This window comes from Kitasatospora sp. NPDC088742, from assembly GCF_055584905.1.
Map to the genome: position 1 here is coordinate 180749 of NZ_JBVJLD010000004.1, position 11839 is coordinate 192587.

General features: G+C 72.2%; 8 protein-coding genes. 2 read left to right on the forward strand and 6 right to left on the reverse strand.

Annotated features, from left to right (window positions below):
* Positions 1-54 precede the first annotated feature (54 nt).
* The 4 genes from ACZ6ZR_RS06405 to ACZ6ZR_RS06420 form a co-directional block, all read right to left on the reverse strand.
* Positions 55-1308 carry a sugar ABC transporter permease gene (locus ACZ6ZR_RS06405; protein WP_465639933.1) on the reverse strand — a complete coding sequence of 418 codons (1254 nt, stop codon included), beginning with the start codon at positions 1306-1308 and terminating at the stop codon, positions 55-57.
* The gene (locus ACZ6ZR_RS06410) at positions 1305-2093 is read right to left on the reverse strand and encodes an ATP-binding cassette domain-containing protein (protein WP_465639935.1); all 789 of its coding nucleotides are present in this window, start codon (positions 2091-2093) and stop codon (positions 1305-1307) included. The genes ACZ6ZR_RS06405 and ACZ6ZR_RS06410 overlap by 4 nt, the downstream gene beginning before the upstream one ends.
* Positions 2094-2192: 99 nt before the next feature.
* Positions 2193-3287: a sugar ABC transporter substrate-binding protein gene (locus tag ACZ6ZR_RS06415; protein WP_465639937.1), complete on the reverse strand. Its 1095-nt coding sequence runs from the start codon at positions 3285-3287 to the stop codon at positions 2193-2195.
* A gap of 208 nt (positions 3288-3495) precedes the next feature.
* Positions 3496-4683, reverse strand: coding sequence for an ROK family transcriptional regulator (locus ACZ6ZR_RS06420; protein ID WP_465640073.1), 1188 nt, complete (start codon positions 4681-4683; stop codon positions 3496-3498).
* 265 nt (positions 4684-4948) lie between these two features.
* On the opposite strand from ACZ6ZR_RS06420, the gene pepN reads away from it, so the two are divergent.
* Complete coding sequence (gene pepN, locus ACZ6ZR_RS06425; protein WP_465639939.1) at positions 4949-7540, forward strand: aminopeptidase N; 2592 nt, start codon at positions 4949-4951, stop codon at positions 7538-7540.
* A gap of 82 nt (positions 7541-7622) precedes the next feature.
* Here pepN and ACZ6ZR_RS06430 read toward each other — a convergent pair whose 3' ends face one another.
* Positions 7623-7850: a hypothetical protein gene (locus tag ACZ6ZR_RS06430; protein ID WP_465639941.1), complete on the reverse strand. Its 228-nt coding sequence runs from the start codon at positions 7848-7850 to the stop codon at positions 7623-7625.
* Positions 7851-7871: 21 nt separating this feature from the next.
* A complete protein-coding gene (gene malQ, locus ACZ6ZR_RS06435) occupies positions 7872-9995 on the reverse strand; it encodes a 4-alpha-glucanotransferase (RefSeq protein ID WP_465639943.1) in 2124 nt (707 codons plus the stop codon).
* Between the two features lie 418 nt (positions 9996-10413).
* On the opposite strand from malQ, the gene ACZ6ZR_RS06440 reads away from it, so the two are divergent.
* The coding region (locus tag ACZ6ZR_RS06440) for a beta-N-acetylglucosaminidase domain-containing protein (protein WP_465639945.1) at positions 10414-11839 on the forward strand (1426 nt) is incomplete at its 3' end.

Genomic DNA, 11839 nt, shown 5'->3' on the forward strand with positions numbered 1-11839 from the left:
AGGCTCGGCACCCGAACGGTTCGGGTGCCGAGCCTCACATGATCGGATTTACGGTCAACCTCGACCGGATGACTTCTGGGTCCGCCGGGAGACGGAGTCCAGGACCACCGCGGCCAGCAGCACCGAGCCGGTGATCATGTACTGGATCGACTGGTTGACGTGCACCAGGTCAAGGCCGGTGATGATCGACTGGATCACCAGGATGCCCAGCAGCGCCGACCAGGTCTTGCCCCGGCCGCCGAACAGGCTGGTGCCGCCGATGACGGCCGCGGCGATCGAGTTCATCAGCACGTTGCCGCCGCCGAGCGCCTTGTCGGCCGAACCCTGCTGGCTCATGATGAACAGCCCGCCGAGGGCGGCCATCCCGGCCGAGATCATGAAGACCGAGATCCGCACCCAGGCGACGTTGATGCCGGCCCGGCGGGCCGCCTCGATGCCGCCGCCGACCGCGAAGATCTGCCGGCCGTAGGTGGTGCGGCGGAGCACGAAGTCGGTCAGCACCACGATGCCGAGGAAGATCACCAGCGGCAGCGGCAGACCCTGGCTCTGGTTGAGCATGTAGGCGGCGGCGATCGCGATCACCGCGATCGCGCCGGTGCGCAGGCCGATCTCGCTCATCGGGCGGGACGGGAGGTCGGCGGCCGCGCGGCGGCGGGCGTCCAGCACCTGGCCGGCCGCGAAGAGCGCGACGCCGAGGACCGCGAAGATCCAGGTGGCGGCGATGTCGCCGTCACCGATGAAGTAGTGGTCGAGGTCGGCGATCACGCCGTTGTTGACCACGTTCGCGGTGCCCTTGTCACCGAGCACGTACTGCTGGAGGCCGCTCCAGGCGAGCAGGCCGGCCAGCGTGACCACGAAGGCCGGGACGCCGATCTTGGCGAAGAAGAAGCCGTGCAGCGCGCCCATGGCGACGCCGGTGGCCAGCGCGACCAGGATCGCCAGGTACTCGTTCAGGCCCTGACGGGCCGACAGCACGCCGGCTATCGCGGCCGAGACGCCGGCCACCGAGCCGAGCGAGAGGTCGATCTCGCCGAGCAGCAGCACGAACACGATGCCGACCGCGATCAGGCCGGGGCCCGCGATCCAGAGCGTGATGTTGGTGAGGTTGTCGGCGTTCAGGAAGTCGCCGGTCAGGCCCTGGAAGATGGCCGCGATCAGGACCAGGCCGAGCACGACCGGGACGGAGCCCAGTTCGCCGCTCTTCATCTTCCGCTTGAACTCGTCCAGGTAGCCGGCGAAGCCCTGCTGACGGACCAGCAGGCGCGGGTCGACCGGCGCGGCCGGGGTGGTGGAGTCGGTGGTGCTCACTTGGCGTCCTCCGCGATGCGTGCCTGACGCCGCGTCACGGCGTTCTCGGTGGCTCCGGTGATGGCGGAGATGATCTCCTCGTGGGTGGTGGTGGCGACCGGGAAGGAGCCGTTGTTACGGCCCAGCCGGAGCACCGCCACGGTGTCCGCGACGGCCTTGACGTCTGCCATGTTGTGGCTGATCAGGATGACCCCGAGGCCGCGGTCGCGGAGCCGCTCGACCAGGTCGAGGACCTGGGCGGTCTGCTCGACGCCGAGCGCGGCGGTGGGCTCGTCCAGGATGACGATCTTCGGGTCGCCGACCAGGGCGCGGGCGATCGCGACCACCTGGCGCTGGCCGCCGGAGAGCGCGGCGATCGGGATCCGGACGCTGGGGATGCGGATGGAGAGCGTGTCGAGCAGCTCCTTGGCCCGCTTCTCCATCGCGACCTCGTCCAGGGCGCCGAACTTCTTCAGCTCGCGGCCGAGGAAGAGGTTGCCCACCACGTCGAGGTTGTCGCAGAGCGCGAGGTCCTGGTAGACGGTGGCGACACCGAGGGCCTGGGCGTCCTGCGGGCGGTTGATGCGGACCTCGCGGCCCTCCCACTCGATCGAACCCTCGTCGATCGGGTGGACGCCGGCGATGGTCTTCACCAGCGTCGACTTGCCTGCGCCGTTGTCGCCGACCAGGGCGACGACCTCTCCGGCGTGGACCTCCAGGTGGACGTCGGTGAGCGCCTGGACGGCACCGAAGCGCTTGGAGACCCCGCGCAACGCCAGTACGGGTGCGCCTGTCACGTGAACCATCTCCAGGGGTAGTACGAGAAACGTCGAAGGGGCGCGGCGGTGGGATTCACGCCGCGCGGGGGGCCGGCGCCCCGTCAGGAGCGCCGGCCCGTACCGGAATTACTTCAGGCCGGCGGCCGCGCAGGCGGCGGCGTAGTCGGCGGTGCAGATGTCCGCGACCTTGTAGAGCTGGTCGGCGATCACCGTGTCGTTGATGTTCGCCTTGGTGACGACCTTCGGGGTCAGCAGCTTCGCCGGGATGCCCTTGTCGGTCGGGCTGTCCACGGTGGAGGAGGCGACGGCCTTGACGTCCTTGCCCTGGAGCAGGTTGACGGCCAGCTCGGCGGCCGAGTCGGCCAGCGGCTTGTACGCCTTGTAGATGGTGTACGCCTGGTCGCCCGCGACGATGCGCTGGATGGCGTCGATGCCGGCGTCCTGGCCACCGACCGGGACGTTGATCCCGGCGGCCTTCAGCTGGGTGATGATGGCGGCGGCCATGCCGTCGTTCGCCGAGTAGACGGCCTGGAAGCCGTCCTTGCCCAGGCTGGTGATCGCGGTGCCGATCTTCTGGCCGGCCACGGTCGGCTTCCACTCGCCGGAGGCCTCGTAGACGACCTTCTTGACCTTGCCGTCGAGCGCCTTCTTGGCACCGGACTTGAAGTAGGCCGCGTTCGGGTCGGCCTCGTCACCGTTAATCATCACGACGTTGGCGTCGGCGGCCTTGGCACCCAGCGCCTCGATCAGCGCCTCGCCCTGGAGCTGGCCGACCTTCTCGTTGTCGAAGGAGACGTAGGCGGCGACCGGGCCGGTGGCCAGACGGTCGTACGCCACGACCTTGACGCCCTTCGCGGCGGCCTCCTTGACCCAGGACTGGGTGGAGGTGGCGTCGAAGGCGTCGAGGATGATCACCTTCACGCCCTGCGCGATCAGGGTGTCGAACTGCTGCTTCTGCTTCGAGGCGGAGCCCTCGGCGTTGCTGTACTTGACGGTGCAGTCCCCGCACAGCGCCTTGACCTTGGCCTCGATGAACGGCTTGTCGAAGGACTCGTAGCGGGTGGAGGACGCGTTCTCCGGGAGCAGCAGGCCGATCGACTTGGTGTCGCCCGACGAAGCGCTGTCCTTCTTGTCGTCACCGGCCTTGCCACAGGCGGCCATACCGAGGGCCATCGACACAGCGGCGGTACCGATGACGACGCGACGCATCATTGCGTTCATGGTGGGGGGTGCCTCCCTGACGGAGCCGCAACATCGCGGCGAGGTGAGACGGAGTCAACCTCTGACGATCGCTTGTCGTCAATAAGTAAAACCAAGCGAACGCCGATCCGAACCTTTTCGTTATCTTCATGAAGGCGAAGCCGAGACCAAACGGACACGTTCGGCCTCGGCTTCACCACAATCGGACGCGGGAGAGCGATTTCCGGAGTCAGGCCCCCGCACCGGTGGTCTGCCGGATTGCGCCCGATTCGCCCATCTCGCTCATCACCAGAGCGAGCGCCCCGAGCACCTCCGCCCGGCCGCCCAAGGTGCCCGGGACCACCGAGAGCTGACGCGCCGCCGAGGGGATCGCGTACCGCGCCACCGAGTCCCGGATCGGGGAAAGCACCAGGTCACCGGCCTCGGCCAGGTCTCCGCCGAGGATCACCCGGCGGGGGTTGAGCAGGTTGCACAGGGTGGCCACGCCGGTGCCGATCTGCCGGCCGGCGTCGGCGATCACCCGGCGGCAGCCGAGGTCGCCCTGCTGGGCCAGCTGCACCACCTTGGTGAGGGTCAGCTCCCCCGGGTGGTTGGCGTTCAAGAGATTGAGCAGGTACCGCGAGCCGACGAAGGTCTCCAGGCAGCCGCGGTTGCCGCAGCGGCAGACCGGACCGGACTCGTCCAGGGTGATGTGCCCGATCTCGCCCGCCGTGCCGCCCGGGCCCCGGTAGATCTGACCGTTGATCACCAGACCGGCGCCGACGCCGCTGGCCACCTTGATGTACGCCAGGTCGGTCAGCCCGCGGCCCGCCCCCCAGACCAGCTCGCCGAGCGCGCCCAGGTTGGCGTCGTTGTCGACGTGCACCTCCATGCCCAGGCGCTGGGAGAGCTCCCGGCCGGGCGCGATGCCCGTCCAGCCCGGCAGGATCGCGGTGGAGCCGAGCGCCCCGGTCTCCTGGTCGATCGGCCCCGGCACGCCGAGGCCGACCCCGATCACCTTCTCCGCCTTGAAGCCGGCCTGCGTCAGCAGCCGGGCCACCAGCGCCTCGGCGCGGTCGAAGCCCTGCTGGGCCGAGACGTCCACGTCGATCGGCTCGCTCTCCTCGGCCAGCACCCGGTGCGCCAGGTTGCCGACCGCGACCCGCAGGTGGGTGTGGCCGAAGTCCACGCCGACCACGATGCCGGCGTCCCCGCTGAGCGAGACGGAGCGTGCCCGGCGGCCACCTGACGAGGTGTCGGCGACCACGACGGTGCCGCTCTCCTTCAGCTCCCGGACGATGTTGGACACCGTGGCCGCGGAGAGTCCGGTGGACCGGGCGATCTCCGCCTGGGTCAGCGAGCCCGCCATCCGGACCGCTCGCAGTACCCGTTCGAGATTGGCCCGGTGCAGCGAGGACTGCGATCCAGGTGTGTCCAGCGACATGATTCACCCTCCTTGGGCACGGCGGCCCGACGGCCCCCGCGCCAGCCGCGCCGTTGCGGCGGAGCTCCGGATATTCACCTTCAACTTCTGAACCCTATGCTCGGCCACCCGCCCGACGCCTCGTCAAGAGCGAACCCGGCCTGAACGCAGATCGAACACGGATCGTTGTCTGGGAGAGGTCCGCCGGGTACTCGGAGGCGGGCGGCCGGGGCGACGTGGAAGGATGGCCGCACCCATGCCTGACAAAGGAGTCCTGCGAGTGCCTGGCACCAACTTGACCCGTGAGGAGGCCCGCACCCGGGCCGCGCTCCTGCACGTGGAGTCGTACGACATCGACCTCGACCTGAGCTCGGCCCGTGAGGGCGGCACCTTCCGCTCCACCACCACGGTCCGGTTCACCGCCACCACCCCGGGCGCCGAGAGCTTCATCGACCTGGTGGCGCCGAGCGTCTCCGAGATCGTCCTGAACGGGCGGGCGCTGCCGCTGGACTCGTTCGCCGACAGCCGGATCGCACTGCCGGGCCTGGCCGCCGAGAACGAGCTGAAGGTGGTCGCCGAGTGCGCCTTCACCAACACCGGTGAGGGCCTGCACCGCTTCGTCGACCCGGTCGACGGCGAGACCTACCTCTACACCCAGTTCGAGGTGCCGGACGCCCGACGGGTGTTCGCCTCCTTCGAGCAGCCCGACCTCAAGGCGAGCTTCACCTTCACGGTGACCGCTCCCACCGGCTGGGCCGTCATCTCCAACTCGCCCACCCCGCAGCCCGAGGGCGAGGGCGACACCCAGATCTGGAGGTTCAGCCCCACCGGCCGGATCTCCACCTACATCACCGCGCTGATCGCCGGCCCCTACGTCGGTGTCTTCTCCGAGTACCGCAGCGGCGACCAGGTGGTGCCGCTGGGCGTCTACTGCCGCCCCTCGCTGCGCGAGTTCCTCGACGCCGACGCGATCTTCGAGGTCACCCGGCAGGGCTTCGACTTCTTCCAGGAGAAGTTCGACTGCCCGTACCCGTTCGAGAAGTACGACCAGCTCTTCGTGCCGGAGTTCAACGCCGGCGCCATGGAGAACGCGGGCGCGGTCACCTTCCGGGACCAGTACGTCTTCCGCTCGAAGGTCACCGACGCCGCCTACGAGGCCCGGGCGTCCACGATCCTGCACGAGCTGGCCCACATGTGGTTCGGCAACCTGGTCACCATGGAGTGGTGGAACGACCTCTGGCTGAACGAGTCGTTCGCCACCTACGCCGAGTCGGTCTGCCAGGCCGAGGCGGCCGGCTCGCAGTGGCCGGACTCCTGGACCACCTTCGCCAACGAGATGAAGACCTGGGCCTACCGGCAGGACCAGCTCCCCTCGACCCACCCGATCATGGCCGAGATCAACGATCTCGAGGACGTCATGGTCAACTTCGACGGCATCACCTACGCCAAGGGCGCCTCGGTGCTCAAGCAGCTGGTGGCGTACGTCGGCCAGGACGAGTTCTTCAAGGGCGTGCAGGCCTACTTCAAGGCGCACTCCTGGGGGAACACCCGCCTGAGCGACCTGCTCGGCGCCCTGGAGCAGACCAGCGGCCGTGACCTCAAGGCCTGGTCGAAGTCCTGGCTGGAGACGGCCGGCATCAACGTGCTGCGCCCGAAGCTGGAGACCGACGCCGCCGGCGTCATCACCTCCTTCTCGGTGCTCCAGGAGGCCCCGGCGCTGCCGGCCGGCGCCAAGGGCGAGGCCGTGCTGCGCCCGCACCGGATCGCCATCGGCGCCTACGAGCTGAAGGAGGGTCAGCTGGTCCGCACCGAGCGGATCGAGCTGGACGTGGACGGCGCCGAGACCGCCGTGCCGCAGCTGGTCGGCAAGGTCCGCCCGACCGTCCTGCTGCTCAACGACGACGACCTCTCCTACGCCAAGGTCCGGCTCGACGCCGACTCGCTGGCCGCCGTCACCGAGCACCTGGGCGCCTTCGCCACCTCGCTCCCCCGCGCGCTGTGCTGGGCCTCCGCCTGGGACATGACCCGCGACGGCGAGCTGGCCACCCGCGACTACCTGGCGCTGGCCCTCTCCGGCCTCGCCCGGGAGAGCGACATCGGCGTGGTCCAGTCGGTGCAGCGCCAGGTCAAGCTGGCCCTGGACATGTACGCCGACCCGGCCTGGCGCGCGCAGGGCCTGGAGCGCTGGGCCGCCGCCGCCGAGCAGCAGCTGCGCGCCGCCGCCCCCGGCAGCGACCTCCAGCTGGCCTGGGCCCGCGCGCTCTCCGCCGTCGCCCGGACGGAGGGTCAGCTCGACCTGCTGGCCGGTCTGCTGGACGGCTCGACGGAGCTGGACGGCCTGGCCGTCGACACCGAGCTGCGCTGGGTGCTGCTCAGCCGCCTGGTCGCCACCGGCCGGGCCGACGACGCCGCCGTCGCCGCCGAGCTGGAGCGCGACTCGACCGCGGCCGGCCAGGAGCGCGCCGCCTCCTGCCGCGCCGCCCGTCCGACCACGGAGGCCAAGGCCGAGGCCTGGGCCTCCGTGGTGGAGCGCGACGACCTCACCAACTACGTGCAGGACGCGGTGATCGGCGGCTTCGGCCAGGCCGACCAGCGCGAGCTGCTCGCCCCCTACGCGGAGAAGTACTTCGCCGCGATCAAGGGCGTCTACGAGACCCGCAGCCACGAGATCTCGCAGCAGATCGTGGTCGGCCTCTACCCGGCCCTCCAGGTCTCGCAGTCCACCCTGGACACCACCGACGCCTGGCTGGAGTCGGCCGAGCCGGCCCCGGCGCTGCGCCGGATGGTGGTCGAGTCCCGCGCCGCCGTCGAGCGCGCGCTCAAGGCCCAGGCCGCCGACCGGTCGGCCGGCGCCCGGGAGCTGGGCCACTGACGGTCCGCCAGACGCGGAAGGACCGCCACCCGGGTTCGCCCGGGTGGCGGTCCTTCCGTCTGGTACGGGTGGCGGGTGCCGGTTACTTCTTCTTGCCCAGGGACGGGATCATCACCAGGCCGGCGATGATCGCGAAGGCGACCAACGGGGCGGCCACGTACAGGCCGAGGGTCTGGGCCACACTGATGCCAGTACCCGGGTCGTCGCCGTCGTCCCGGGTCAGCGCCAGGGCGGCGGGCGACGTCAGCAGCATCATCAGCGTCGCCGTGGCGGTGACCGCACCGGCTCGCAAAGCGTTCCTCTTGTCCACGTTTCCCAAGGTACCGGCCGCTTACCGGGCGCCGCTCGCCGGGGTGCGCCTTCCGAGCACCTCCACCAGCCGGGCGGCCGGGGCGGAGGCCGTCAGCTGTTCCAGGGTGACGGGGCGTCCGCTCCGGTCGGCCACCGGGAGCCGCCAGTTCGGGTACTGGTCCCAGGTGCCGGGCAGGTTCTGCGGGCGCGGATCCCCCACCAGGTCCGGCAGCCAGACCCCGACCAGCTCGGCCGGGGTGGCCAGCAGGAAGGCGTAGAGCGCCTCGGCGGTCGGCTCCGCCCCCTCGGCGAGCAGGCCCAACCGGGTCAGTTCGGCCTGCCAGTCGGCCAGTTCGGCGGCGGCCTCGGCCTGCTCCTCGGCCAGCGGGCGGACCAGCAGGCCGAGCCGGTGGCGCAGCTCCACGTGCTCGCCGGAGAGCCGGGCCGCCGTGCTCGGCAGGTCGTGGGTGGTCAGGGTGGCCAGACAGGCGGCCCGCCAGCGCTCCGGCGGCAGGATCGCGCCGTCCGACCGCCAGTCCCGCTCGAACCAGAGCACCGAGGTGCCCAGCACCCCACGGGTCGTCAACTCCTCGCGCGTTCCCGGCTCCACCGTGCCCAGGTCCTCGCCGATCACGTAGGTGCCGGCCCGGTGCGCCTCCAGGGCCAGCACCCCGAGCATCGCCTCGGCGTCGTAGCGCACGTACGCGCCTTGGGTGGGCGGCAGCCCGGCCGGCACCCACCAGAGCCGGAACAGCCCCATCACGTGGTCGATCCGCAGCGCCCCCGCGTGCCGCACCGCCGCCCGCAGCAGCTCCGCGTACGGGGCGTACCCGGCGGCGGCCAGCGCGTCCGGGCGCCAGGGCGGCAGGCCCCAGTCCTGGCCGTGCGCGTTGAAGGCGTCCGGCGGGGCGCCGACCGAGATGCCGGCCGCCAGCACGTCCTGCAGCACCCAGGCGTCCGCGCCGTCCGGGTGCACGCCGACCGCCAGGTCGTGCACCAGGCCGACCGGCATGCCCGCTTCCTCGGCGGCCCGCTGGGCCTCGCCGAGCTGGTGGTCCGTCAGCCAGGCCAGCCAGCGGTGGAACTCGGTCCGCTCGGCCAGGTCCTGGGCGGCCTTGGCGACGTGCGGGCTGTCCGGGTGGCGCAGGCCCTTCGGCCAGTGGTGCCAGTCGTCGCCGTGCACCTCGGCCAGCGCGCACCAGAGCGCGTACCGCTCCAGCCAGCTCCCCTCGCGGGCCGCGTACGCCCGGTAGGCGGCCTCGCGGCCGAGGCCGCGGGGGACCCGGTGGAGGAGCTCCAGGGCCTGGAGCTTGACGGCCCGCACCGCGTCGCGGTCCACCAGGCCGTCGTGGGCCAGCACCTCCTGGCTCAACCGCCGTCCCCTGTCCGCCAGTTCGGCGAGCTCGGCCTGGTCGGCGTACGGGTACTCGGGGACCGCCTCGACCCGCAGGTGCACCGGGTCGGTGAAGCGGCGGGAGGACGGGCGGTACGGGGACGGGTCGGAGGGGGCACCGGGCAGCGCGGCGTGCAGCGGGTTGAGCTGCACGAAGCCCGCACCGAGGGCGTGGCCGGACCAGGCGGCGAGCTCGGCCAGGTCTCCCAAGTCGCCCATGCCCCACGAGCGTTCGGAGAGCACCGAGTAGAGCTGGGCCAGGAAACCCCAGGACCGGCGGCCGATCTCCGGGAGCCGCTGCGGGGCCACGATCAGCGGGGTGGAGTCTGCCTGGCCGTCGGTGGTGCGGACGGTCAGGCGGTGGCGGCCGAGCGGGAGGTCGGCGGGCAGCCAGTGCGAGCGGGACGGCGGCAGGGTCCAGGTGCCGCCGCTCTCCAGCTCCACCGAGAGGCGGGCGCCGGCCGGGACGTCCAGAGCGGTACGGCGGCCGGCGCGGACCACCACGCAGGGCGGGAGCAGGCGGGCGGCGAGCTCGGCACGCTGGCGCTCGGCCGCTTCGCGGACGGCGGCCGGGGTGGAGGCGTCGACGCCGAGGGCGGCGAGGACGGCGACCAGGGTGTGTGGCGCGACCGGCACCGGGCCGGCGCCGACGTCGTACGTGGTGTCCACTCCGTGCGCGTGCGCCAGGGCGGCCAACTCCGGTGAGGGCGGCGGCTCCTGGGCCGGGGCCTGCTGCGGGTCGGCTGCGTCACGGTCGAGATAAGCGGCCACTTCAAGGCTCCTGCGCTCGGTGGAACCGTACGGACACCCCCAGTCCTACCCGCGCCCACCCCACCCGACCCGACCCGACACGCCGCCGCGCCTCGGGCGCCGCCCCGGAGCCGCCCGAAGGGCGGCCAGGGGCGCGAGGAACTGCGCGCGGGGGAACGGCAGCACGTGCAACTGGCTCGCATGCCCCGACCTAGCGCGGCTCCGCCTTCCGATTCGCGCAGTTCCTCGCGCCCCTGACCCGCCTCCGGCGGGCGGAGGCGGGCGGAGGCGGGCGGAGGCGGGCGGAGGCGGGTGTGTGCGGGTGCACATGGTTGTATAGCGGACATAGGGGGCGGGGGCGTTGACACTGTTTCGGCTTGCTGATGGGCTGTGCCGCCGGGGGCACGTGGACTGGGGCGATGTGGGCGAGGAGGGTCCTGTGCAGGCTCGGGTGTCGGTGGCCGCCGGGAGGCTGCTGCGGCAGCGGATCGAGCAGAGTGCGGCCCTCCGTGACGTGCTGTACCACCCGGCCGCGCTGGCGGCCCGGAGGGCTACCGCGCGGACGGCCCGTCAGCTCGCGCCGCGCGTGGCTGACCGGCTGATCGCCGATTTCAAGGGCACCCCGCCGCTGCTGGCCTCCGTACGGGCGGAGCGGCGGCGACCGGGCCCGCGGCGGGCGACGCTGCGGCTGGCCGCGACGCTGTCGGCGGCGGCCGTGGTGGGCGGGCTGCTGGTGACGGCGCCGGGTGCGGCGTGGGCGGAGCCCTCGCCCGGACGGCCTGTCAGCACGGCGGCCCGTACCCCGCTCGGATCCCTGGTGGATCCTCAGGTCTTCCCGCGTCCACAGCAGTTGACCGTCGCCGGGCAGCCGGTCACGGTGCCCGCGACGGTGCAGCTGGTGGCGGCGGAGAAGGCGGACGGCCCGGCGGTCGACCTGCTCAGGGCGCTGCTGACCTCGGCCGGGGCGACGGAGATCACCCCGCTGGCCGGCCCGCCGGAGCGCCCGGCGCCCGGGAGCCTGACGGTGTACGTGGGCGGCCCGGCCGAGCTGGCCGGCGGCGCGGCCGACCGGGCGCTGCGGGAGCTGGCGCAGGCGGCCGGGCGCCGGGACACCGAGGGGCTCTCGTTCGACGGACTGCCCGCCGGGGGCTACCTGCTGGCGGCGGGTCAGGCGCCGGGCGAGGGCGGGCCGCACGGCACGGTGGTGCTGGCGGGGGTGGACGCGGACGGGACGTACCACGCGGCGCAGAGCCTGCGTCAGCTGCTGGCCCCGGCCCCGGACGGCAGGGGTTTCGCGTTCCCGGGCGTGGCGGTGCGGGACTGGCCCTCGGGCGCGCCGGTGCGCGGCCTGGCCGAGTCCTTCCACGGCGACCCGTGGACCACCGACCAGCGGATCGCGCAGCTGGAGTTCCTCGGGCGGACCAAGCAGAACTTCTACCTCTACGCGCCCGGCGCCGACCGGTACCGGCTCTCCCGCTGGCGCGACCCGTACCCGGAGGCGGAGGCCGAGGAGCTGCGCCGGCTGGCCGAGGCGGCCCGGCAGAACCACGTGACGCTGGGGTACTCGATCGATCCGGGGCAGTCGTTCTGCTACAGCTCGGGCCGGGACGTGGACGCGCTGCTGGCCAAGCTGGACGGGCTGCGCAAGCTGGGCTTCGGGGCGTTCCAGCTGGAGTTCCTGGACGTCTCCTTCGACGAGTGGCACTGCGGCACCGACCGGCGCGGCTTCGGCACCGGCCCGGAGGCCGCGGCCAAGGCGCAGGCCGCGCTGGCGGGCAAGGTCCGGGAGCGGCTGACCAAGGGGAAGCTGCCGCTGACCGTGGTGCCGACGGACTATCAGAAGGCGGCCGTCTCGCCGTACCGCA